We start from the raw sequence: 23,119 nt of genomic DNA on the forward strand, positions 1-23,119 counted from the left end.
TTTCCAGAGATTTTTCCAGAAAAAACAGTTCTTTTATTCAGCTTCTTTCCCAGTAGGAGTTTTCTCTTGTTTGGGCTCTTCATCGTATAGCGTTGGGGCCAAGATTTTCATCAGACTAGCTGTTCCAAAACGCATGATAGCTGCCAAGACTCCAAATATTGGAGCCAAGTTTCGGAAAAAGAAGTCTCCTCTGATGAATTGAGTGATGAGGCCCGTAATGAGAAAGATCACGATCCCTTGAAGAATCGCATAAACAGCTATTTTCTTCATTGTTTTCATGGTTTACCAGTTCCTTTCTTTCTAGTAGACAGACTTATCCACAAGTCTGTGGATAAGTCTGTGAATATGGGGATAAGTTTCTTCAAAACCATAGGAAAAAAGGTTGAGACGGGGTATTCTCAACCTCTTCGCATCTTACTTAAATTGATCCGGCTGGCCTTTATAGTTAGCCCAGTCCTGACTTAAGAAACGATTGTTAATCTTGTATTCAGGTGCCGGTTGAGGGTTGGAGACAAAAGGATCAACTGCCTTGTCAAAGGCCAACCATCCATTCCAGCCCATATGAATGGTATCCTGCATAAAGTAAGGTTTATCACCATCTTTAGAAAAATCAGCAATATGGGTAAAGCCTTGACTTTCTAGTTGGTAACGGATTTTTTCAACTGTCCGTTGATACATTTCTTGACTCAAGCCTGTATAAGCCATCCATTTCGAATTCACTGGGGGGATGACAAAGATGACATTGGTTTTAGATTGAGCAAACTGATCCAAGACCAGTTGTAAATCATTGTATTCTGGGGATTGTTCATAGGATTCATTCTTTTGGAATCCTTTGAGTTTCTTGAGCTTACTAGCAAGGCGATGGGTATAAAAGCTGTTACTAATGCCTAGTTTATTATTATTGGTTTTCTTTTTGGCTTCCGCCGTCGCCACCTCTTCCAAGGCTTCGTAAGAAAATGTATCTGGCAAATCATTCAAGCGAGAGAGAACCTTCTTCTCATAGTTGCTATTGTTCATTGCCGTAAAGGTGCTAAAGAAGGCATCCTCCCGACGAACAAAGCGCATGAGGGTCTGATTGAGACCTTTTTCAAAACTAGATAGATTTTGACCTTTGGCTAGCTTCTGAACTCCTCCCTGCATAGCAACATTAGGGTACTGTTGCAAGAGACGAGATGCCGCATACTGGCTTGCTGGTCCAGCTTCTTGGTTGGCCAAAAAGCTCGTTAATTGATCACTGTTAAAGTATTGCTGGAAGGCCGATGAGTCATAGCCATCCTTCGTAAACCACTGGGGCGATACTACATAAACAGCCGTTTTCCCTTCTAGTTGAGGAAGAATTTGCTGCATCCCAAAATATTGGTTCAAAGACGCTGCCCCTCGTTGACCTAGAAAATATGGACGGTAAGAGCGATCATACTTCTCTGCTAGTACAGCTGGGTGGACGATGTCAAATCGCAACCATTCACTAGAACCAAAGAAGGGTACAAAACGATAGTTGGGATCCCCGAGCGCTTCTTCCTTACGGGCACGACTTTTAAAGCCTTCTGCCGTCAAGCTCACTGCGGCCTTTTTCTCCTCTGTCAGATTATATTTGTGGTTAATCGGATAGAAAAAGAGAAGAGCAGCGACAAGAGCCATGGCACAAAAGACTGGACCCAGAATCAGCCACAATCGTTTAAGCATTCTGAAGCTCCATGACACCTTCTACGATTTTGTTGGCAGTATTCCAGTCATCACGACCAAATTCAGATACTGGAACCCGAATATCGAAGCGGTTTTCCAATTCAACAATCAACTCAACGGTTCCCATGCTATCAAGAACACCGGCATCAAAGAGATCCTCATCCATCATGTCTGAGACATCTTCCATAAACAATTCGTCAATAATTTCAATTACTTGTGATTTTACATCCATTTTTCATTTTTCCTTTTCTTATTTCATTTTTGGAAACCATTGCTGATCCAAGAAACCTGAGAAGATCAGGAAGGACAGCATAACGGTGTTGAAGGTAATAAAGATTCCAAGAGCCTGAGTCCAGCGATTATCTGGCAGGGGCTCAAGTCCTTTTGCTTTGCGCTCTTTATTCAGTGTCTTCTTCTTCCGAAGCCAGGCATCATTGATCACGAGACCTAGACCGTGGAAGAGGCCATAAGCAACATAATACCAGGTCACTCCATGCCAGAAGCCCATGACCAACATATTGATGATATAGGCAACGTTTGACGTTGTAATCCGACTCTGAAAGACCTTGTTGCGCATCAAGACCATAACCAGACGCATAAAGACAAAGTCACGGAACCAGAAAGATAGGCTCATGTGCCAACGATTCCAAAATTCCTTTAAATCACGTGATTTGAAAGGGAGGTTAAAGTTGATTGGGCTCTTAATCCCCATCAGGTTGGATGCCGCAAGGGCAAACATGGAATAGCCTGCAAAGTCAAAGAAGAGGTCCAAACCAAAGACATACATCACCCCTAAGGTTCCTAGGTTAAAGACGCCCCCTTGAAGAAGGGCATAAGTCTTGACATGACCTAGCAAGAGATGACCAAAGATATGAGCTAGAATGAACTTATAGAGGAAGCCAAGCATGATATACTTGACGCCCTGCTCCAGCATATCGAGGAGCTCATCCCGATCTGGAATCGTTAGGTAATCTTCATTGAAACGTTTGAAGCGGTCGATCGGCCCACTTGAAAAAGTCGGCATAAAGAGCAAGAAACGCAAGAATTCCCAGAGACTAAATTCTTTGAGGGTCCCATCTCGCATCTCGATAATCATCCCTACCGCTCGGAAGGTCAGATAGGAAATTCCAAGGAAGCCCATCCAAGACTGGGTCCCATCAATGGCTGGTTGCACCTTCACAAAAACCAAGGGCAAAACGACCAAGAAAGAGTGAACATAAAAGACCCACTTGTTATCACGCTGGCTTCGATAGAATTTATAGGAGTAGACCCAAAGGATTTGCCAAAAGAGGTAGAAAAGAACCGCATAGATTTGTTTCAAATCCGTCCCTGTCAACATCAAAACAATAAAGGCTAGACTAACCAAGGCCTCATAGACTGGGAAACGCTTCTTAAAGAAGAGGCCAACAAAGATGGGCAATAAGGCCCCAATCAGATAAATAAAGTAGACCGGGGTGCCATAGGGTTCTAAATGAGGGAGCTGTTTCAAGAACTCGATCATCGATTGTTAACCTCACTAATCAACCCTTTGATGTCGATTTTCCCGTTTGGAGTTAGCGGCAAGCTATCACGGTAAAGGAATTTTGAAGGCATCATATAAGACATCATGATGTGTTCCAAATCTTCCTTGATCGCTTTGGTAATATCAATCTCTCGCTCAAATTGTTCTTTGACCCCATCTTTTAAGATGACATAGGCCAAGAGATTTTGCACCTTGTGATCTTTGTTGTAGCGCGGTACTGCGACAGCCGAGTCAATGTACTGAGATTTGTTCAAGTTTTGAGAAACATCTTCTAGCTCAATACGGTAGCCGTTAAACTTGATTTGGAAGTCCATCCGTCCACCATAGAGAAGGAGGCCTTCATCTGTCATGGTTCCGACATCTCCCGTATGGTAGGCTGGAAGACCTTCGAATTCGAAGAAGGCTTCTGCTGTTTTCTCTGGATTATTCATATAACCTTTTGAAACAGCTGGTCCAGATACGATGATTTCCCCTTGCTCTCCATTTGGCAATTTGTTCCCTTCCTCATCAATGATAAAGGTTGGAGAATCTTCTTTGGTATAGCCGATTGGCAAGCGTTTAAGAGTCGCTAACATCTCATCTGTGATAGCCACTGCCGACAAAGCAACAGTTGCTTCCGTTGGACCATAAGCATTGATGATGCGTGCATTTGGGAAACGCTCGCGCAATTTCTGAGCAGTTTTAACGGTCAACTCTTCCCCATCAAAGTAGAAATGGGTAATGCCTGGCATCTTTTCAGCATTAAAATCTTCAGACAGCATGGCCATATCTGCAAAAGATGGTGTTGAAGTCCAGATAGCGATAGGAAGAGAAAAAATGGTCGCAAAGAGTTGTTTGAAGTCTTGAGTGATGGCTGATGGAAGAGCAAAAAGGGTTCCACCAAGAGCCAAGGTCGGTGCCCAGTACATGACAGACAAGTCAAAGGAATAAGGTGGTTGCGCCAACATTTGCGGACGCTCTGGCGTCGCAAATTCCTTGTCTGTGATCATCCAGTTAGTAAAGCTGAGCAAGTTATCATGCGAAATTTGCACCCCTTTTGGTTTTCCAGTTGTTCCAGAGGTAAAGATGATGTAGTAGTTATCATCCCCTTTGACAGGATGTTGCAAATCATAAGCATTCTGAGCCGCATAAGCTTCACGCACTTGCTCCAAGGACATGATCGGAGCAGCTGGGTTTTCGATTGGAAACTCATTGATGGCAATGATCAGGCTTGGCTCAGCCACTTCAAGAATGGCAGACACGCGCTCCAAGGCCGAATGGCTATCAATTGGGATATAAGCATGGCCAGATTTGGTCAAGGCCACAAAGGTTGCCAACATTTCATATTCTTGACCACCAAAGACCACAACAGGTGACTTTTCAGGAAGTCCCATTTGGTCAATGTGGGCTGCTAAGCTATCTGAGTCTGCCTTCAATTGGCCATAGGTATGCTCTTCTCCAAGGACATTGTAGACAGGATAGTCTGGTTGCAGTTGGGCGAAGCGCTCAATCGCCTCGATCATATCAGTAATTGGTTGGTTTGACACGGTAGGGATCTCCTTTAAAATTCATTATAGATAAAGCCACCCTGACCTTGACCAAGGTAACTAAAGAAATAGAGTAGGGCTAAGAAAATAGCGAAATACAAAATTGTTTGCCCTATAAATTTATAAAGTGTTTTATGTTTCATCTTTTTCACTCTTCATTTTGATTTTCACTGACTATTTTACCATTTTTTGTTCAGTCATAGCAATCCAAACACAAAGAAATAATACTAGAAAACGTTACCATACGAGACGATTACTATCCTAATTTAAGCCAACCGCTATCTAAGCCTTATCTTGCCGTTTCGCAACTCTGACGAATCAACTCCAAACACTTGTCTAGATCTACATCTCTTTCAAAATGGTCGGGACTCCAGGGAACCTCTATATCCGGCTCCACACCTTGATCCGTCATTCCTTTTCCTTGATCCAAGCTTAGACAGCGAGAAGTAGGAAACATCAATCGATAATCCCCATAATCAACAGTACAACAATTGGAATAGTCTAAAATTCCTAGAGTTGGTCTACCTACCACTGTTACCTTCTTAAACTGCTTCATCATCTGGACAAAATTATCACCAGATGATCCACAATAAATATCTGATAAGATAAAGATCTGTTCGGGATATTGGCCACCTCTAACCTCTGGTAAGAATTCCTCGCTTTCTTGCTGATACGGTACATAGCCTTTCCCCCGATTGTGGATCAACTCCTCTTTCATATCTTCAAGTAGTTTAGTTGTTTCAGGACTAATTTCTTCCTGTTGCATCCAGTCCTCAAAGTCTTTCAAGCGTAAGTCGACATTGCGTTCCGTGTATAGAATTTCCATGCCATCATCGTCCCAGTCAAGCGAATCATAGCCCTGATCCTTCTCTAAGCCTAGATGTAATAGAGGGAGATACAGAGAATCTGCCCCTCCGCCGTTCTGTCGGACATCAATGAGAAGGAACTTGACCTCCGTCATCATCGGTAAACACTCTTGATATACCCGACTAATAGCTCCTTCATCCATAAAATTATCCAGACGAAGATAAAGAATCTCATCGTCTAATCGTTTCCAAAAAATCTGATCTTGGATTGGTTCTCGACTGGGCACTACTTCAATGGTCTTTTCTACCCCCTCCCGAAGCAGGGTGACCCTTGTGGACTGAGAGATCAAATCTGCCCATTCTCGGTAGTGTCTTTCAGGGGTCTTACTGATAAAATAGTCCTTATGAAGAGACGCTACCTGCTCCAAGTCACTTCCATCCAAAGCTAAGATCTGATCTCCTGCTTGGAGTCCCGTGTCTTCATTCGCCTTTTCAACATAAAGTTGATGGTCCATTACGCGTAAGAGAAAGCCTTTCTGCCTAGCTTTTTTATTCTGAAAGGAGATATGGCCAATAATTCCAAAACTAGCTAGGTAAGTCTTAACTTGATAGAGAAAGGCATCATCCGTCATATCATCTGTCATTTTTTCTCGAAAAGGCTCTGGATCGCATCCTTTTCGGTCTTTGATGGTAGATGAATCGTGAGTCATAATGGAGACGACATCTTCAAAAATAGCTCTTTTTCTCATGCAGGACTCCTTAAATTTTTTAGAAATAGTATACCACTTTTCCTTAAAAAGTTCTTAAAAGCCTAAAAAGAGGCTGGGACAAAAGTCCTAGCCTCTCAATTGTCTTTGCATTGTCGAGCAAGACGCAGTGGTTGAGTGGGCTCTACTACGCTGATTTCATCAGCTTTTATAGCCCTACTCAACTGTGCGGAGGTGGGACGACGAAATCGAATTCTAACGAATTACCGATATCTGTCCCACTCTCTTCTATAAGTTCTTTCTTTTCTTAGCCTTCTTAGTCAAGGATACATCGCAATGATAAATTTCTTCTGTTAGGAGGGTCGTCATTGCAAAATCGTCAACTTCTGGTCTCAGATCCACTTCATAATCCAAGGTAAGCTGTTCCCCATTTTGGCTTGTATTGACCGAAATCAAATCGACTTCTGTACAATTGCGTTCCAATAAATGGCTGATCCTATCCGCCATCCTAGACTTATTTTCTAGCTCAATCGTCAGATGACGGCGCCGTTGGTGGTCGGTCTTACTTTGCTTGGTTTCGAGCAAGAGCCAGATAGCTAACAGAAAGGCCGTGAACAAAACTGCCAATAAGAGGTAGCCCGACCCCGCTGCTAAACCAATAATCATGGCTAGGAAAATCGCGATCAATTCTCTCGAGCCGCTGGTAGCGGAACGAAATCGAATCAAGCTAAAGGTCCCTGCTACTGCGATCGAGGTCCCCAGACTCCCATTCACCAGGAAAATCATCAGGGTCATCATGCAGGGAAGCAAGGTGAGACTGACGATAAATTCACGCGTATAGAGGGTACGGTATTTGTAGGTCCAAGACAGGGCCATCCCGAGCACCAGGCTGACCAGTAAGGCTAGCATCAGGCGCACCGGATCTACGGTTGCCGTAGCGTTATTAAAAATAGAATCAAATAGATTAGACATAGGCAGCACCTGTCCTTTCTTGAATTGGCGTTGGTGCATAGTCTAAGCCTTGTGACTTATGGTAGGCACAACTGTATTTCGAAAATTTCTGTTTGACCAGTCCGTACTTATCCAGAATGTCCTTCAGCCACTGAGGTTCTTCACCTGGGGCCTTGATTTCCATAACGATGGTATTTTCTTCTAATAAAGGCTCACCAGCTTTCCCACAAAGGAGACTGACTTGCTGATCACGATAGACCAAGTTTTGATCCAGAGTGACCCGAATCTTATTGTAAGGATAGCCTTGGATGCTCTTCTTTTCTTTTAAGGACAAACGATCATAATAGATGTACATCTGGGGCTGTAGTCGGTTATCATAGCGCTGGCACAAAGCTTGGATTTCTTGCACCAAATCCAGATCCTGAATGGTCTGATCCACTAGTCCATCCGTCATGAGGCGGGTGATGGAGGAAGGGTTCGAGACCAGGCGGAACTTATGACCAATTCCTTCTGCATCCTTTGATTTTACTTCTAGAAAAGCCGGACTCTCCACTGTTGGATGCTCCACATAGGTCCGCATCCGGATCTTTTCACGACGGTTCTGTTTAGCAAGAGCATCTTGGATCACATCAAAGTCTTCGGTATCAAAATAGATATTCGAAATCGTGGAGATGGGATAATCGTCTTCAACAACATATTTCTTCAAATCTTTCAATAAATCATCCAAGTCTTCTTTATTCACCACATATTTGGTTTCAATCCGCTTGAAGCTTGTCTCTACCGTTTTTTTCATGTTTTTCTCCTTTTGTTCAATAAAAAGTTATCATTTTCTTTATCGTTTTTGTTGCAAAGCCACAAGTCGCTTTACTTGTTCCTTAGTTTAGTTGCCTTTTCTTAAGCTTTCATTAAGCCAAACTTAAAGAAAACTAAAGTTAAGGTTCCTTTCAGAAAAACTTCAGGAAACTTTCAGCTAGCAACTTTAGACTAGGAGCATATCAAGGGAACGAGAGGAAAAGCTCATGAAATCAAACAAATGGAAATTCTTATTAACGGGGGCCGCAACCCTCACCTTACTGACAGCTTGTACCCAGGCGTCATCACAATCAGCTACAAAAAGCAATACTGCACAAACAACCGCTACTTCTACTTCAAAAAATAAAACAAACAATTCCAACTATTTTACAGATAAGGACAAGGACACCTCTTATGATGAAAGTAAAGCCTCTACTGTAAAACTATCTGGATCTTCTGCAAGTGTATCAGGTGACGGCGTAGCTGTATCTGGATCAACTGTGACCATCTCAAAGGCTGGAACCTATGTCATCTCTGGTGAATCCGATGGAGTTCAAATCAAGGTCGAAGCGGGTGACTCAGATGATGTTCACATCGTCTTGAAAGGCGTTACCATGACCAACACCAACGCGCCAATTTCTGCTACGAAAGCAGGGCATGTCTACCTCACTCTAGCAGACGGCACGACCAATACCTTGTCTGATTCAAGTTCAAACAATGATGAAGATGCCGACGCAGTGATCTTCTCTAAGGGCGACCTCACCATCAATGGTTCAGGTACGCTCAACATTGACGCTAAGAAGAACAACGGTATCAAAGCCAATGACACTCTCCATATCACAGGTGGAACCTATAAGATCACGGCTGTTGGAGATGCCTTCAACGTCAATGATGAACTCAATATCACTGGTACGACCATGACCATCGATGCAGATGAAGATGCAGTCAAGGTGGATAACGATGAAGATACATCTGTCGGAACCATGTATCTGTCTGACAATACCATGACCATTTCAGCTGGGGACGATGGCATCCATGCTTCTGGTGATCTAGTCATCGATAGCGGAACTTACAAGGTGACCGAGTCTGTCGAAGGCCTTGAAGGAAAATCAATCACCATTAACGGTGGAGATATCACCATCTACGCAAGCGATGACGGTGTCAATGCGGCCAATGCCAATGCCAACCAAGATGAAATTTTCTTCACCATGAATGGTGGAACCATCAACGTTGAAGTTGGGCAAGGCGATACCGATCCAATCGACTCTAACGGCAATGTCACTGTGACTGGAGGAACCATCAATTTGACGGGGCAATCCGGCTTTGACTTTGATGGAACAGCTACCTACACAGGCGGAGATATCTATATCAACGGTGAAAAACAAACAGAAATTGTCAACTCCATGCCTGGAGGCGGTGGGGCTCCCGGAGGTGGCGGACCTCAAGGCGGTGGACCTGGCAAGCCTGGTGGACGCTAAGTCCTTCTTCCAAGGCCACTAACTGAAGCACACAAGAGTTATTAAAAGATGACTCCCTCGCTTCAAATGAGATCACAAGGAGCTGACCCTTACAGGAGAGAAAGCTTGTATGAATACCTACTTCGTACAAGCTCTCTCCTGTTTTTTCGTGCTTTCCAAGCTTTTATAGTGTACAATAGAAGAAATAGCGCTCTATGATTAGAAAGGGATTTATATGATGTCTAAAAAAATTACTCTCCTTGCAACGCTCTTTTTGAGTCTTTTCTTCTTGACAGCCTGTATGTCTGATTTTCAATCATATTTCAAACCGGAAGAAACGAGCTCTCGTGCCTCTTCTAAAAAACAAGAGAAAAGTGAAAAAGAAGCCTCATCGTCAAAAAAATCATCTAAAGCTAGCTCTTCCAAAAAAGAGAAGAAAGAGTCTGAGACAGAAACCAGCTCTAGTAAAAAAATGGAGGAGCTCCCTGCCAATGCTAGCGAAGCTCCAACAGACAAGATCTATGCAACAGGCGATTCTGTCGTTTACTATAGAAAAGATGGCGATACATTAGAAGCCGCAACACCGGATTACGAAGGCTATACTAAAAAATTTGTTCAAAAAATTCTTGGGGAACCTGAAAATGTCCTTAACGACCCAAAGTATCTGGTCGAAACCTTCTCAGAAAAGGAACGGGAAAACCTCGTGAAACTCTATCAAGAGGGACACTTAACAGATGAACAGCTTCGTGCTTTTTGGGCTGGTGCGATCGATATCGCTCAAGCCACTAGGTTCGGTCAAACGTACACGGTTTATATCTACAAACAGGGCCAAGTACAGCTGGTCTTCAAAGAAGATAACCTTATCTACATCACTCCAAATCCAGAAGTGCTTTATTTTAACTAAGAAAAAGCCCTCTTCTCTATTGAGAAGAGGGCTTTGTTTCACATGAAACTTTAGATAGAGGAAGCTTAGTCTTCTTCCATCTTTTGAGGTTGATAGGCCATCATTCCTAGACCAATACACAAGCCCAAAACTAGGGTAAGGAAGGTGACTTGCCCACCTATCTGACCAGATAAGGAAATGGTTTCCCTTAATCCCGATACGGTATAACTCATTGGCAACAGTGGGTGAATAGTTTGGAAGAAACGATTGGTGAGGGCAAGCGGATAAGTCCCTGCACTAGAAGCCAGTTGAAGGAGCAAGAGAATCAAAGAGATAAATGCTCCGACCTTGTTGTTCCATGTCGTTAAGGCGGTTACCACGGACATGAAGGTCACACTTCCTAACACACAGAGGAAGAGAGTCAAGCTTTCATGGTTTGCCGCCATTCCGAGCAGGTGGACAGCTCCGTAGACCAGGACACCAGCCAAGACCGCAATCATCCCGTTCACTTCCAATCTCGATTTAAGCCAAGCCCAACGACTTTCTGGATGACGCCCAGATGGCAATTTGGCAAAAATCATATTAGTAGAGAGAGCCGCGACGAAAAGGGCAACAGATATCATATAAGGCGCCATTCCTACTCCGTTCACTGAAACATTGTCATGGTCTGTCTTCGAAAGAGTGATTGGATCTGACAATACGCTTGCATTTTCTTTTTCAGTGCTAGCGCTATTTAGTTGGTCCTTAGCTGAACTCAAGCCTTGACTAAGATTCTGACTACCTGTTTGGAGATCAGCCAAGCCTCCGACAAGAACCTGACCTCCTGTCGCTAATTGACCAGAGCCATCAGCTATTTTTGTTGCACCATCCGCCAATTGATGAGAACCTGATAGTAACTGACCTGATTTATCCGATAACTGATCAACTCCTGATACCAGTTGATCAACACCGCTAGCCAAAACCGGTGTTTGACCATTTAGTTGACCGATCCCACTAGCTAGCAATCCAGCGCCTGTTGTTAATTCACTAGACTTACTAGTCAATTGGTTGGCTCCTGAAGCTAATTGATTCATTCCAGCAGTCAGAGTTGGCATTTTCCCATTTAGGTCTCCCAATCCTGCTGCTAGTTGATTACTTCCCATTACCAAGTCACCAGATTTCTGCTCCAGCTGACTTGTCCCCGCACTCAATTGAGTAGCTCCTGCAATCAAGCTACTGCTATTATCCGTAAGCTGACTAGCTCCACCGGCTAACTGATCCACCCCTGTCGTATAGAGTTGAATGCCCTGGCTAAGGGTTTGGCTTGCTGGTAGAAGTTGCTCTGTTACTGCGGTCTGTAGGGAGCTCAAGCTAGTTGAAAGAGTATTCAAGGTAGACGAAGCTGTTGGCAAGATCTGGTTGGCACTTTCTTTTACTGTGGCCAAGGAACTCTCGGTTGTTAAGCTTTCTTGCAAGCCTTGAACAGTGGTTAAAATCGCTTGAGCAGCAGTCTCTGTGGTACTTGAAGTAGCAGAGACAGCAGCCGTCATTTCTGCCTGTTGCTCAGCTGTCATCGATTGATAGGCAGCAGTAGCTTGAAGATTTGCTAGCACCGAATTGCGGTCAGCCTGTGCTGCTGCTGAAATCCCTTGAGCAGAGGTGGCGATGCTTGCCAAAGCTGTGCTGAGTTGACTGGTATCCCCGCTCGTGTTCTGAATAGCTTCATTTAATTGGGTGAGGCCTGCTGTTAATTGGGCAAGTTGCTCTTGTTGATTTGGTTGCGGAGTGAGTTGGGTGGATAAGGTTTGAATGCCTGTCTCTAACTGAGACACTCCATTTCTTAATGCTTCCGATTGGCCGCTTAATTGACTAGCTCCACCACTGAGAGTAGCAAGCCCTGAGCTATAGCTGGTGAGGCCAGCCGTCAAGTTACTAGCACCAACATTCAACTGACTAACTCCCTTTGTGTAGGTATCCAGTCCCGTTGAGAGAGTCGTCATCCCTGTATGCAATTGGCCAATCCCAGAGGCTAACTGTGGCGTTTGACTAGCCATTTGGTTTAAACCATCTCCCAGCTGTCCAACACCAGATGTATAGGTCGTCAGTCCACTACTAAAGGTAGTAAAACCATCATGAAGTTGTCCAACTCCCGATACGAGGGTGGGAACTTTCTCCTGCATTTGATGAAGACCAGTTCCTAATTGGCCAACTCCATTGGTGTAGGCCAAGAGACCAGTGCTAAGAGTCTGTGCCCCATTTGAAAAAGACAGACTCGAATTGGACAAGGTGGTCAAATGGTCTGTCAGGGTCTGTCCACCCTCTTTTAGCTGACCAGCACCGGTCGCTAATTTCTGGCTTCCTTCCGCTGCTGTTCCCATCCCTGCCTTCAAGCTTCCCATCTTTTCGAAAAGAGCGCTGGTATAGGTTTGGGTGACATTACTAGCAACGGTTTGCTGGATTTTTATCATGGCTGAATCACTCATCTTACCAGCAATAAAGCTATGCCCACTAGATGTTTGGTAGGCAATGGTCATCTGTTCCGGATGATTGGTTAAGATAGAAGCAGCTTTAGCAGATAGATCTTTGGGCAAGGTCACCACCATATAGTAATCACCCTTTTCCAGCCCCTCTTTAGCTGCTCTTTCATCGACAATATGAAAATCCAGAGCGTCACTTTTCTCAAAATTGGACACCATGTCTTTTCCGATTGTCAATTCTTCTTCCTGATAACGAGCTGGCTGGTCTTGATTGACAACTGCTACTGGCAGGTCAGAAACCTTGCCATAAGGATCCCACATAGAGGATAGAAAGATCACATTGTAGAGAGCTGGTATCAAGGCAACCCCGATCATCACAACGATGAAGGTCGGTTTCCTAAAAATCGCTTTCCATTCCTTAAACATTTTTTGTCTCCTTTTTATACACATTGTCTAATTTTTTTGATATAATTGATTATACAGTTCTTTTCAAAAACCGCAAGTTAAAAAATCATTTTTGGACACTGTGTATAATTTTGTGTATAAAAGAGGGAGACTAGAATGGTTACCGAAAGCAACAAGCGAATAAAAACAAAACGGATCATCCAGGAAGCCATGGTTGACCTGCTTCATAGGGAGTCCTTTGATGAGATCTCAACCGTACAATTGGCAAAAGAGGCTGGTATCAGCCGGAGTAGCTTCTATACCCACTACCGCGATAAGTACGATATGATCGAGCGCTACCAACAGGAATTTTTCCACAAAGTGGAATACATCTTCGACAAACAACAAGATGATAAACACCAAGCTGTTACAGAAGTTTTCGAATTTCTCACCAAGGAGCCCCTCTTTGCAGTCCTTCTAACCGAGAATGGGACAAAAGAAATTCAATCCTTCTTGCGACACAAGCTACAAGTTCTACTCGTCGATAGCTTGCAAGAGCGTTATGGCCATCGATCTTTGACAGAAGTCGAAAGAGACTATAGTTCTGTCTACCTCACCAATGCCTTCTTTGGAGTCTGTCAAATGTGGGTGGCGCGTGGGCAAAAAGAAAGCCCCCAACAAATGGCGGACTTCCTATTAAAAATGCTGGAGTAGAAAAGAGACCTCGGTCTCTTTTTATGTTATGTTTTTTTAGTTCCCTGCTCCTAAAAATTGATCCACAAAGAAACTGAAGTAAGATTTTTCTCCTGTGATCAGGACACACTTCCCTTCCAAACCGTATCGTAGGAGTTTGGCCTCCTGATCCTTGAGACGAAGAACTCCCTCTATTTTGAAAAAGTTCCCCTGTTCTGTCCGAGTGGCACTTGAAGCAATTGAGCTAATACGGGCCTCTAGCGTAATTGGTTTTTGTTTACTTCCCTGTGTGCTAAAGCGAATCCGATCACCTACATGAATCGTGGCTATATCTTTTGAAGGAATATAGGTAACAATCTTGACTTCTTTTTCTTTCTGAATGAGTGGATAAACTTGAGTCAAAGGAGTACCTTCCGCTACAATACTCGCTCCTTTTGTTTCATCATTCAAATGAATCACCCCTTCATCCTTGGCTAGAATCTGAGTCTTCTGAAGAAGATTTTCTTGTGTTTTTAACTTACTGTCTAGATCTGCAATTTGCTGAGAAAGAAGCAGTAAATCTTGTCCAACTTTACTCAGCTGTTGAGCTTTCAGAGAGGCTATTTGACTATCTAAGCTGGTCGAAAAAGCTTGTTGGCTTCCAGATCCCGCATATTGGATGCGATAATTAGAAATACTCGCCTCTAACTGCTGGATTTGACTATCTAGCTGACTGATAAAAGAAGCTTGTGCTTGAGCGTTTTCTTCTCCATGTGGTTGCTGAGCGTAACTCTGGTAGAGAGAGTAAAGTGGATGAGTCGCATCCAGACTTCTTCCCTCTAGTAGAGCTGATTTTAGACTATGGTAATCAGTTAATCGCTTCTCTTGGTCTTGGATAGCTTGGCCAATTTCTGCTTGACTGGAACTTGCACTGGCATTTTGAGAAGCAATGGTTGCATTTTGTTGATGGGCTTGCGCTTGGAGAATCGCTATTTGTTGCTGCTAATCCTTAAACAGCTGGTCATACCCAAAATGCTCATTTCCTGTAAATTGGCTCTCCCCGGTCTCAATGCTCGTTTTCAACAATTTTAATTGTTCCTCCTGTTTCTTTAAGAGGTCGAGCTGTTGCGTTAAGCTCATCCCTTGTTGCTTTTCCTGATCCCCTTGGTATTCTACCAAGATTTCTCCCTTCTTAATCTCTTTATTTTCCTTCAAATGGTTGACTTGAATGGGAGAATTACTCGTTGACTGGATTTGGTCCACCACGCGCGTAGCTTCAATCGTCCCACGACTAGACAAGGTCACTTCCTTCTTGGCAAAGACAGAGAAGCCTACAACAAACAATAGTAAAAGAAAACAAGGGACTACCCATAAACTAGCAAAATTATGGAAACGTTTCTGATAGAATTCTGCACTTTCAAAATATTTTTCGTTCATCATACTTTCTTTTTTTCTCCTAGTCCTCTCTTAACAAGTAACCAAATGGCTGTAATAGCCATTCTTTTTCAGCAGTTCTTCATGGCTCCCTTCTTCTTTCAGACGACCTTGGTCCATGAGGAAGACTTTTTCAGACCGTTCTGCAATCGTTAACCGATGGGCGATAAAGATAATCGTTTTGTCTAAGGCCATCAAGCGGTCCACAATTTTCTTCTCCGTCAAGATATCCAGGCTGCTGGTCGCTTCATCCAAAATCAAAATCGGAGCGTCCGTTAATAAGGCACGCGCCAAGGCAATCCGCTGCCGTTGACCACCAGAGATTCCCATGCCATCCGTAGTCAATTCTGTTTGGTAATTGAGGGGCATACGCTCAATGTCTTCTCGAATTCCTGCGATTTTAACAGCGCGCAAGATATCTTCCTGACTAGTTCCTTCCCGCGCTCCCAGTAACAAGTTCTCTAAAATCGTACCATTAAAGACATAGGGCTGCTGGGGTAAATAATTGATTTGCTGGCGGAGCATGGTCTTATCCACTTGCTGGATATCCGTACCTCCCAGACGAATCGTCCCTTTATTGGGTTGGTAGAAATTCACCATCATCTTTGCTAGCGTGGTTTTTCCAGAACCTGAAATACCAACAAAACTTACCTTGCTCCCTTTTTTAATCGTGAGACTGATATCGGTAAGAACATTGGCTCCAAAACCGTATTTGTAGTCTACTCCCTCAAAAACCAGATCACCATCGAGAGCCTCACGATCTTGAAGAGGCTTCTTCTCTGCGAACTCAGAGTCTATCAAATAGACTTCATTCAGACGAGTATTGGCCACTCGGGCTGCTTGAAGTTTGGTTTGGAGGTTGATCAAGTTCTCTAGAGGACCTGTGAAATAAACAAGGAGAGTATTGTAGGTGATCAACTGCCCCAAGCTCAATTCTTGCTTCATGACCAAATGAGCTCCCAACCACAAGACCAAGACATTCAAAATCAACTGGGCCAAGTGTTTGAGCCCCTTTTGTAGACTCTCCGCCTTACTCATGGCAAAGGACTTCTTGAGATAGTCCACAAATTCTGAGTCAATCTTTTGATAGCGACTGCGTTCACTGGTAAGAGACTTGATGGTTTCAATCCCATTGATATCTTCGATAATAGAAGAAGACAAGACACTATTGGCTTCCATGGTTTCATTATTTAAGCGCTCAAAAGGCTTCATAAAGGCAAAAATAATGACCGCATAAATCGGCAGTAAGAGAATGGTCAAGAAAAAGAGATGAGCATTTTGGCTAAACAGGACTACTGATAAAATCAGGACTATGGACAGATCCAAAAAGATTGAAAGTAGCGTACTAGCCAGAGCATCGATAATCCGGTTGGCATCTGTAAACCGCGACACCACTTCTCCTGTCCGTCGAGTCGCAAAGAAACTCATAGGCAACTGAAAAACATGCTTAATATAGGATAGAATGACATCAATAGACAAGCGTTGGCCTAAAACAAGAAGCAAGTAATCTTGCGCATAGGTCAGGACTTGCTGTAAGATGTAAACCACGATCAACCCTAGTGAAATCACACTCAGCGTCTGCTTCATCTGATCAGGCACATAGGTATCAATAATCGATTGTAAGTAGTAAGAACCCACAATATTGATGAGGGTCACCAATAACGTTGCAAGAACAATATGCAGAACCAATTGCCGCTGTTTAAACAAAAGAGGGACAAAATCTAGGAGCCCATTTTTCTTTTCTTTACTCGGTTGATAGGCTGGAGTCGGGGCCAAGGCGATGACAATCCCTGTCCATTCCTTTTCAAACTCCTCGATGGTCAATTTGGTCATCTTTACCTTTGGATCTGGATCGGCTATGTAAAGATGCTTTTTATCTTTCTTATAGACTACGTAATAATGAGGGAGACGCCCATCCTTGATCACGTGGACAATCAATGGATAGGTCACTCCTTCCAAGTCAAAAAGTGTGCGATCTGCTCGGAAGGCGCGTGTCTCAAATCCCAACTCCTCAGCCACCTTGACCAGACCTAAGGCGGTCGTTCCATCTGCAGTCGTTTTTGCCTTCTCCCGCAGACTGGCCAAAGAATAGTATGAGCCATAGTAGCCAAAGACCATGGCCAAAGCTGCAACACCGCAGTCTCTCATATCAACTTGTTGGCGATAATGTTTTTTCTTAAATCCCATAAGAACCCTTTCCAATCGTTTGTTTCATCTTAACAAAATGGACAATCTGAGAAGAAAAAATCGCTATTTTGTTTATTATTTTAGGTATTTGGTCACAAAAATCTCCAAATCAGGAGAGTTGTTATTTATTTTGTAAAAGAAAAACCGCCTATTTTTACAGGCGGACATTTCTTTCTATGAAGTAAACTTAGGGAGCAAATAACTGAACAAACCCAGAAATCGAGGATTGAAGACAAAACAAAAAGCCCACTGTTGTAGGCTTTCTGCAAGTTTTTTCTTGAAATTAAAGCATTTTGTTGTAGAATTCAACGACAAGTGCTTCGTTGATTTCTGGGTTGATTTCATCGCGTTCTGGCAAACGAGTCAATGAACCTTCCAATTTTTCAGCATCGAATGATACGAATGCTGGACGTCCAAGAGTTGCTTCAACAGCTTCAAGGATAGCTGGAACTTTAGCTGATTTTTCACGAACTGAGATCACTTGACCTGGAGTTACGCGGTATGAAGGGATATCAACGCGTTTTCCGTCAACAAGGATGTGACCGTGGTTAACGAATTGACGAGCTTGACGACGAGTAGTCGCAAGTCCAAGACGGTAAACAACGTTATCCAAACGACGTTCCAAAAGAAGCATGAAGTTGAAACCGACAGTTCCTTCTTTGATCTTAGTAGCTTGTACGAACAAGTTACGGAATTGTTTTTCACCAAGTCCGTAAGAGAAACGAAGTTTTTGTTTTTCAGCTAATTGCAAACCGTATTCTGACAATTTTGAACGGTTGTTTGGTCCGTGTTGACCTGGTACGTAGTTACGACGTGCCAATTCTTTACCTGTACCTGTAAGTGACAAGCCAAGACGGCGAGATTGTTTCCAAGATGGTCCTGTATAACGTGACATTTGAAATGTCCTCCTATAAAAATAATTTTTTGTAGGAAATAACGTTTTAGACAAACCTGATTCGTTCAGAAAGCCTTCGCCCAAACAGCAAAGGTTACTTTTCTAGCTGGCTTCCTGTTGACGAGCTTCATTTTGTCCTGCTGTCATTTCGCACAAATTCTATTATACCACCAATACCGTCCCTTGTAAAGTTGCTTTCTCATTTTTTTGATTTCTTTCTATAAATGAAAAGCAAAATGAGGTGTTCTAGCTAAGGACTTTCTAAATCACATATTTATGACGCGGATGACCATGTATTTTCAGACATATCCAATATTTTTATCTTATTTACAGGAATCTTTACACCCTTATTTACAACCTGTCAATCATGATTGTTCTAATAACCTCCTAAGTCCCTCTATTTTAGTGATATGAAGAATATAGATGAGACGACTATTCAAAAGATCCCCTGTCTAATATTGACAGATTTGATTGTGAAATTGACATCTTTGTCAATAAATTTACACAACAAATCTTTATGATATGTTCAAGACATCAAAAAAACCATCTCCAAGAAGAGACGGTTGGAAGTTCTAGCTCACCCTAGCCAGATTAGTCTAAGTAATGAATCAGATTTTTCTCAGTCAAAATATCTGAGTAAGTATACGATTCAACATAGGTTGTTGCTGGTTCACCAGGTAAACTGTTTTCATTAGTGTATTCAATAATAAACAAAGAAGGATAGACTTCAATTAATCGACCAAACTTATTTTTTTGACGTTTACGACCATTTTCCAAGGTCATTTCCACAATTTGGCCTTCATGAGCCTTGATTTCTTCTTTGATTTTTTTCATTTTTGCTACATCTGTAAATGCATCACTCATCCATTATTCCTCTATTCTCTTTGATATGCTGGAGAACTTATTATATTCTTTCTGGAAGATTAACTCCACTGTTCCACGCGCTCCTGAACGGTTTTTTTCAATGATGACTTCAACCTTGTTATTCGGCAAGCCTTCTTCTTCCTCACCTGCACGTTCATAATAGTCATCACGGTATAGGAAGGCAACAATATCTGCATCCTGCTCGATGGATCCTGATTCACGGATATCAGATAGAACCGGCCGCTTATCTTGTCGTTGTTCGACTCCCCGAGATAGCTGACTAAGGGCAATCACAGGAACCTTCAATTCTTTCGCCAAAATTTTTAATTGACGAGAGATTTCTGAAACTTCCTGTTGCCGGTTTTCTCGTCCAGTCCCTGTAATCAACTGCAAGTAGTCGATAAGGATCAAGCCAAGATTACCAGTTTCTTGTGCTAACTTTCTAGAACGAGATCGAATTTCTGTAATCCGAATACCAGGAGTATCATCTATATAAATGCTGGCATTGGCTAGATTTCCTTGGGCAATGGCATATTTCCGCCACTCATCATCTGTCAACTTACCGGTACGAATAGAATGAGACTCAATCAAGCCCTCTGCTGCCAACATCCGATCCACCAAACTTTCAGCCCCCATTTCCAGTGAGAAAATAGCAACTGTTTTATCCAACTTGGTTCCGATATTTTGGGCAATGTTTAGAGCGAAGGCAGTCTTACCAACCGCTGGACGAGCCGCAAGAATAATCAACTCTTCTTCATGAAGACCTGTTGTCATATGATCAAGATCTCGATAACCTGTTGCAATCCCCGTAATATCCGTTGTCTGCAATGAGCGAGTTTCAAGACTTCCAAAGTTGATATTTAGGATATCCTTGATATTCTTGAAACCACTTCGATTGGCATTTTCACTAACATCAATCAGGGCTTTTTCTGCGCCTGCAATAATCTCATCCGACGGACTCGCTCCATCGTATGCTTGATTAATGCTCTCCGTTAAACGAGCAATCAAGCGTCTTAGAACCGCTTTTTCGGAAACAATCTTTGCGTAATATTCCGCATTAGCTGAGGTCGGAACAGAGTTGATAACTTCAGCTAGATAAGAGAGACCACCGATATTTTGCAAGTCCCCTTGGCTATCTAAAATATTGCGAACGGTCGTCGCATCGATAGCATCTCCCCTATCTGCAAGGTCAATCATCGCCTTAAAAATTAACCGATGGGCATATTTAAAGAAATCTGCTGGCTCAATAAACTCACGAACAAAAACCAGTTTTCCCTCATCAATAAAGATGGCTCCTAAGACAGATTGCTCTGCTTGGATATCTTGAGGCTGGGTTCTTAATTCTTCTATCTCAGCCATAGTCATTCCTTTCTAACGATTTACTTAACCTTCGTTTACTCGAATTTGGATAATACCTGTAATATCCTGATAAATTTTAACAGGCACATCAATCAAGCCGACAGAGCGAATTGGAGAAGCCACTTGAATGTGACGCTTGTCGATTTTGATCCCAAATTGTTTTTGTAGTTCTTCTGCAATTTTTTTATTGGTAATCGAACCAAATGTACGTCCATCAGGACCAATTTTTTCTGTAAATTGGACAACGGTCGTTTCTTCTGCTAATTTCGCTTGAATATCTTTCGCTTCTGCAACTAGTTCCGCATGGGCTTTTTCTTCAGATTTTTGCTTACCGCGAAGTTCCCCAATCGCTTGGGCGTTAGCTTCTTTGGCTAAATTCTTTTTAATCAAAAAGTTTTGAGCATAACCTGTTGGGACTTCTTTAATTTCCCCTTTTTTTCCTTTTCCTTTTACATCTGCTAAAAAGATAACTTTCATTCTTCTTCCTCCTTATCCTTTTGGACCTCTTCTTGAATACAGTCAATCAATTGGGTACGAACTTGATCGATGGTTACATCTTCCAATTGAGAAGCCGCCGAATTAAAGTGGCCTCCGCCTCCCATTTGCTCCATAATTTTTTGCACGTTAACTTTGCTTCTGCTTCGAGCTGAAATGGAAATGCTTCCTTGTTCATTCAGAGCAATGACAAAGGTCGCCTCAATTTTAGACATGGCCAACATACTATCGGCTGCTTTACTAATGGTAACCGTTCCATAAGGAACATCTGCTGCTCCTGTTGCCACAATAATATGTGGGAATACCATTTGACCATTTAGGATCAACTCATTAACTTCGCGGTACTCATCGAAGTTAATAGCTGAAATTTCCTGAATGAGGACACTATCACTGCCTCGGCTTCGTAAATAACTAGCTACATCAAAGGTACGGCTCGTTACGCGAACAGAGAAATTCTTGGTATCCAACATAATTCCAGCCATCAAAACACTGGCTTGTATCTTATTCAAGCGGTTCTTCTTAGAATTCTGGAACTGAAGCAATTCCGTAACCAACTCACTGGCACTACTTGCGCCACTTTCAATATAAGTGATCATGGCATTTTCAGGGAAGTCTTCATCCCGTCTATGGTGATCAATGACAATGACTTGGTGAAACTTCTCATACAAATCATTTGAAAGCGTGAGAGCTGTCTTCGAATGGTCTACCATAATCAAAAGGGATTGATCGGTTACCATCCGTAGAGCATCTGAAACCGTTACGAGTTTAGTCGCTCCATCTGATTGAATTTTTCCAACCGCTCGTTCGATATCCTGAGCCATAGACGTATCATCATAAACTGCATAAGAGCGTTCGTTGATATTGTTTGCAAACAATTGCATCCCAATCGATGCCCCCAAAGCATCCATGTCTAATTTTTTGTGGCCAACAACAAATACCTGATCAACCGATTTAATTTTTTCGGAAATAGCTGTCATCATCGCACGAGTTCGGGTACGGGTACGCTTGATAGCAGAGGCAGTCCCGCCTCCAAAGAAAATAGGATCCTTACCTTCTTCTTTTTCTTTCACAACCGCTTGGTCGCCCCCTCGGACTTCAGCTAAGTTTAGATTCGATAAAGCAACTCTACCAATTTCATCATGATTGCCATCTCCGTATGAGAATCCCATACTTACCGTAATGGGTAATTCACGATTTTTCGCTTCCTCACGGAATTGGTCAATAATAGAAAATTTGGATTCGATTAATTGTTCAAGAACGGTATAGTCGGTAAAAAGATAAAAGCGATCCATCCCGACTCTTCGGTAAAACATATGGTATTTTTCCGAGAATTCTTCAACAAAGTTTGCAATAAAGCCATTGATGCTACTGATATCCGAATCAGATACAACATCTTCTAAATCATCATAGTTGTCTACGGACATAATCCCGATGACCGGCCTAGTCGTTACAAGACCAACGTTGGCTTCATACTCACTAGACGCATCAAAAAAATAAACGACACTGGCCTGGGAATCTAGATAAACAGAATATTTCTTATCTCCAATGGTTGCATAATGGCCTTTCCCTTCAAAAGGAATCGCCAACACTTGTTGCAGGTATTCCACATCGAATTGCCCATCCTCAGTAGAGAAAATCAACTCCGAATAAGGATTGAACCACTCAACTTCATTGGTTTCACCGTTTACCTTGATTACACCAACTGGCATTTTATCCAGTAGCGAGGCCAATCCATTTTCAGCCTGATGATTGACATATTGAATTTGTTCTAGCTCATCCAATTCTACTTGCTTTAATTGATGAAGAAAGAGATAGATGACACCGGAAAGAATCAACAGAATCACAAATAAATTTGCAATTGTGCCACCCAATAATCTGGAACTGATGGCTAATATAATAAATGCTAACAAACCTACCATACAATAATGGATAGGCGTCATACGAAATTTTTTCATCATAAACCTCTGTTGGGCCATTATACCATAAAACATAAGAAAAAGCGAGGCCAGTCAAGCCTTTCCATCAAAGAAAAAGCTTACAGGAATC

At 42.6% G+C, this 23,119-nt stretch carries 19 protein-coding genes and 1 pseudogene; 3 read left to right on the forward strand and 17 right to left on the reverse strand.

The window, feature by feature from the left end; genetic code table 11:
• Positions 1 to 33: 33 nt before the first annotated feature.
• The 9 genes from FJR71_RS06975 to FJR71_RS07020 all read right to left on the reverse strand — a co-directional run bounded on the left by FJR71_RS06975 (position 34) and on the right by FJR71_RS07020 (position 7,988).
• On the reverse strand, positions 34 to 270 hold the full coding sequence (locus FJR71_RS06975; protein ID WP_172605120.1) for a hypothetical protein: 237 nt from the start codon (positions 268 to 270) through the stop codon (positions 34 to 36).
• A 144-nt stretch (positions 271 to 414) separates the two neighbouring features.
• Positions 415 to 1,683: a D-alanyl-lipoteichoic acid biosynthesis protein DltD gene (gene dltD / locus FJR71_RS06980; RefSeq protein WP_140814407.1), complete on the reverse strand. Its 1,269-nt coding sequence runs from the start codon at positions 1,681 to 1,683 to the stop codon at positions 415 to 417.
• On the reverse strand, positions 1,676 to 1,915 hold the full coding sequence (gene dltC / locus FJR71_RS06985) for a D-alanine--poly(phosphoribitol) ligase subunit DltC (RefSeq protein ID WP_006595371.1): 240 nt from the start codon (positions 1,913 to 1,915) through the stop codon (positions 1,676 to 1,678). The genes dltD and dltC overlap by 8 nt, the downstream gene beginning before the upstream one ends.
• An 18-nt stretch (positions 1,916 to 1,933) precedes the next feature.
• A complete protein-coding gene (gene dltB / locus FJR71_RS06990) occupies positions 1,934 to 3,184 on the reverse strand; it encodes a D-alanyl-lipoteichoic acid biosynthesis protein DltB (RefSeq protein ID WP_140814408.1) in 1,251 nt (416 codons plus the stop codon).
• Positions 3,181 to 4,731 carry a D-alanine--poly(phosphoribitol) ligase subunit DltA gene (gene dltA, locus FJR71_RS06995; protein ID WP_048690311.1) on the reverse strand — a complete coding sequence of 517 codons (1,551 nt, stop codon included), beginning with the start codon at positions 4,729 to 4,731 and terminating at the stop codon, positions 3,181 to 3,183. The genes dltB and dltA overlap by 4 nt, the downstream gene beginning before the upstream one ends.
• Positions 4,732 to 4,745: 14 nt before the next feature.
• Complete coding sequence (locus tag FJR71_RS07000; protein ID WP_006595368.1) at positions 4,746 to 4,874, reverse strand: teichoic acid D-Ala incorporation-associated protein DltX; 129 nt, start codon at positions 4,872 to 4,874, stop codon at positions 4,746 to 4,748.
• Positions 4,875 to 5,020: 146 nt separating this feature from the next.
• Positions 5,021 to 6,286: a S41 family peptidase gene (locus FJR71_RS07005; RefSeq protein WP_140814409.1), complete on the reverse strand. Its 1,266-nt coding sequence runs from the start codon at positions 6,284 to 6,286 to the stop codon at positions 5,021 to 5,023.
• Positions 6,287 to 6,532: 246 nt separating this feature from the next.
• Positions 6,533 to 7,216 (reverse strand): DUF4956 domain-containing protein, encoded by a 684-nt coding sequence (locus FJR71_RS07015; RefSeq protein ID WP_140814410.1) that lies wholly within the window; start codon positions 7,214 to 7,216, stop codon positions 6,533 to 6,535.
• A complete protein-coding gene (locus FJR71_RS07020) occupies positions 7,209 to 7,988 on the reverse strand; it encodes a polyphosphate polymerase domain-containing protein (RefSeq protein ID WP_125335139.1) in 780 nt (259 codons plus the stop codon). Before FJR71_RS07020 ends, FJR71_RS07015 begins: the two co-directional genes overlap by 8 nt.
• A 226-nt stretch (positions 7,989 to 8,214) precedes the next feature.
• Here FJR71_RS07020 and FJR71_RS07025 point away from each other — a divergent pair, with 226 nt between their 5' ends.
• Together FJR71_RS07025 and FJR71_RS07030 are read left to right on the forward strand one after the other, a co-directional pair.
• Positions 8,215 to 9,465 (forward strand): carbohydrate-binding domain-containing protein, encoded by a 1,251-nt coding sequence (locus tag FJR71_RS07025; RefSeq protein ID WP_140814411.1) that lies wholly within the window; start codon positions 8,215 to 8,217, stop codon positions 9,463 to 9,465.
• 217 nt (positions 9,466 to 9,682) lie between these two features.
• On the forward strand, positions 9,683 to 10,348 hold the full coding sequence (locus FJR71_RS07030; RefSeq protein WP_223356315.1) for a DUF4947 domain-containing protein: 666 nt from the start codon (positions 9,683 to 9,685) through the stop codon (positions 10,346 to 10,348).
• A gap of 65 nt (positions 10,349 to 10,413) precedes the next feature.
• On the opposite strand, the gene FJR71_RS07035 is transcribed toward FJR71_RS07030, so the two are convergent.
• Entirely contained in the window at positions 10,414 to 13,209 is a 2,796-nt protein-coding gene (locus tag FJR71_RS07035; protein WP_140814412.1) for a YhgE/Pip domain-containing protein, read from the reverse strand.
• A 135-nt stretch (positions 13,210 to 13,344) separates the two neighbouring features.
• Here FJR71_RS07035 and FJR71_RS07040 point away from each other — a divergent pair, with 135 nt between their 5' ends.
• Positions 13,345 to 13,881 carry a TetR/AcrR family transcriptional regulator gene (locus FJR71_RS07040; protein ID WP_048715062.1) on the forward strand — a complete coding sequence of 179 codons (537 nt, stop codon included), beginning with the start codon at positions 13,345 to 13,347 and terminating at the stop codon, positions 13,879 to 13,881.
• A gap of 36 nt (positions 13,882 to 13,917) precedes the next feature.
• Here the strand turns inward: FJR71_RS07040 and FJR71_RS10135 are convergent.
• From FJR71_RS10135 to FJR71_RS07075, 7 genes and pseudogenes are all read right to left on the reverse strand, one after another.
• Positions 13,918 to 15,279: pseudogene (locus FJR71_RS10135) on the reverse strand (bacteriocin secretion accessory protein).
• A 27-nt stretch (positions 15,280 to 15,306) separates the two neighbouring features.
• Entirely contained in the window at positions 15,307 to 17,460 is a 2,154-nt protein-coding gene (gene comA / locus FJR71_RS07050; protein ID WP_140814413.1) for a peptide cleavage/export ABC transporter ComA, read from the reverse strand.
• Positions 17,461 to 17,743: 283 nt separating this feature from the next.
• A complete protein-coding gene (gene rpsD, locus FJR71_RS07055; protein WP_003009175.1) occupies positions 17,744 to 18,355 on the reverse strand; it encodes a 30S ribosomal protein S4 in 612 nt (203 codons plus the stop codon).
• A 591-nt stretch (positions 18,356 to 18,946) separates the two neighbouring features.
• Positions 18,947 to 19,219, reverse strand: coding sequence for a Veg family protein (locus FJR71_RS07060; RefSeq protein ID WP_006595358.1), 273 nt, complete (start codon positions 19,217 to 19,219; stop codon positions 18,947 to 18,949).
• Positions 19,220 to 19,222: 3 nt separating this feature from the next.
• Positions 19,223 to 20,578: a replicative DNA helicase gene (gene dnaB / locus FJR71_RS07065; protein ID WP_140814414.1), complete on the reverse strand. Its 1,356-nt coding sequence runs from the start codon at positions 20,576 to 20,578 to the stop codon at positions 19,223 to 19,225.
• A gap of 24 nt (positions 20,579 to 20,602) precedes the next feature.
• Complete coding sequence (gene rplI / locus FJR71_RS07070; RefSeq protein WP_048690977.1) at positions 20,603 to 21,055, reverse strand: 50S ribosomal protein L9; 453 nt, start codon at positions 21,053 to 21,055, stop codon at positions 20,603 to 20,605.
• A complete protein-coding gene (locus tag FJR71_RS07075; protein WP_484422030.1) occupies positions 21,052 to 23,028 on the reverse strand; it encodes a GGDEF domain-containing protein in 1,977 nt (658 codons plus the stop codon). The genes rplI and FJR71_RS07075 overlap by 4 nt, the downstream gene beginning before the upstream one ends.
• Positions 23,029 to 23,119 lie beyond the last annotated feature (91 nt).

The sequence above is a fragment of the Streptococcus xiaochunlingii genome (genome assembly GCF_006385805.1).
GTDB classification, from domain to species: domain Bacteria; phylum Bacillota; class Bacilli; order Lactobacillales; family Streptococcaceae; genus Streptococcus; species Streptococcus xiaochunlingii.

What these genes read in the sequence shown, in the direction of transcription:
- FJR71_RS06975 (WP_172605120.1), bottom strand. Translation starts at nt 270, where the DNA reads ATGAAGAAAATAGCTGTTTATGCGATTCTTCAAGGGATCGTGATCTTT.
- dltD (WP_140814407.1), bottom strand. Translation starts at nt 1,683, where the DNA reads ATGCTTAAACGATTGTGGCTGATTCTGGGTCCAGTCTTTTGTGCCATG.
- dltC (WP_006595371.1), bottom strand. Translation starts at nt 1,915, where the DNA reads ATGGATGTAAAATCACAAGTAATTGAAATTATTGACGAATTGTTTATG.
- dltB (WP_140814408.1), bottom strand. Translation starts at nt 3,184, where the DNA reads ATGATCGAGTTCTTGAAACAGCTCCCTCATTTAGAACCCTATGGCACC.
- FJR71_RS07000 (WP_006595368.1), bottom strand. Translation starts at nt 4,874, where the DNA reads ATGAAACATAAAACACTTTATAAATTTATAGGGCAAACAATTTTGTAT.
- FJR71_RS07005 (WP_140814409.1), bottom strand. Translation starts at nt 6,286, where the DNA reads ATGAGAAAAAGAGCTATTTTTGAAGATGTCGTCTCCATTATGACTCAC.
- FJR71_RS07015 (WP_140814410.1), bottom strand. Translation starts at nt 7,216, where the DNA reads ATGTCTAATCTATTTGATTCTATTTTTAATAACGCTACGGCAACCGTA.
- FJR71_RS07020 (WP_125335139.1), bottom strand. Translation starts at nt 7,988, where the DNA reads ATGAAAAAAACGGTAGAGACAAGCTTCAAGCGGATTGAAACCAAATAT.
- FJR71_RS07025 (WP_140814411.1), top strand. Translation starts at nt 8,215, where the DNA reads ATGAAATCAAACAAATGGAAATTCTTATTAACGGGGGCCGCAACCCTC.
- FJR71_RS07030 (WP_223356315.1), top strand. Translation starts at nt 9,683, where the DNA reads ATGTCTAAAAAAATTACTCTCCTTGCAACGCTCTTTTTGAGTCTTTTC.
- FJR71_RS07035 (WP_140814412.1), bottom strand. Translation starts at nt 13,209, where the DNA reads ATGTTTAAGGAATGGAAAGCGATTTTTAGGAAACCGACCTTCATCGTT.
- FJR71_RS07040 (WP_048715062.1), top strand. Translation starts at nt 13,345, where the DNA reads ATGGTTACCGAAAGCAACAAGCGAATAAAAACAAAACGGATCATCCAG.
- comA (WP_140814413.1), bottom strand. Translation starts at nt 17,460, where the DNA reads ATGGGATTTAAGAAAAAACATTATCGCCAACAAGTTGATATGAGAGAC.
- rpsD (WP_003009175.1), bottom strand. Translation starts at nt 18,355, where the DNA reads ATGTCACGTTATACAGGACCATCTTGGAAACAATCTCGCCGTCTTGGC.
- FJR71_RS07060 (WP_006595358.1), bottom strand. Translation starts at nt 19,219, where the DNA reads ATGAGTGATGCATTTACAGATGTAGCAAAAATGAAAAAAATCAAAGAA.
- dnaB (WP_140814414.1), bottom strand. Translation starts at nt 20,578, where the DNA reads ATGGCTGAGATAGAAGAATTAAGAACCCAGCCTCAAGATATCCAAGCA.
- rplI (WP_048690977.1), bottom strand. Translation starts at nt 21,055, where the DNA reads ATGAAAGTTATCTTTTTAGCAGATGTAAAAGGAAAAGGAAAAAAAGGG.
- FJR71_RS07075 (WP_484422030.1), bottom strand. Translation starts at nt 23,028, where the DNA reads ATGAAAAAATTTCGTATGACGCCTATCCATTATTGTATGGTAGGTTTG.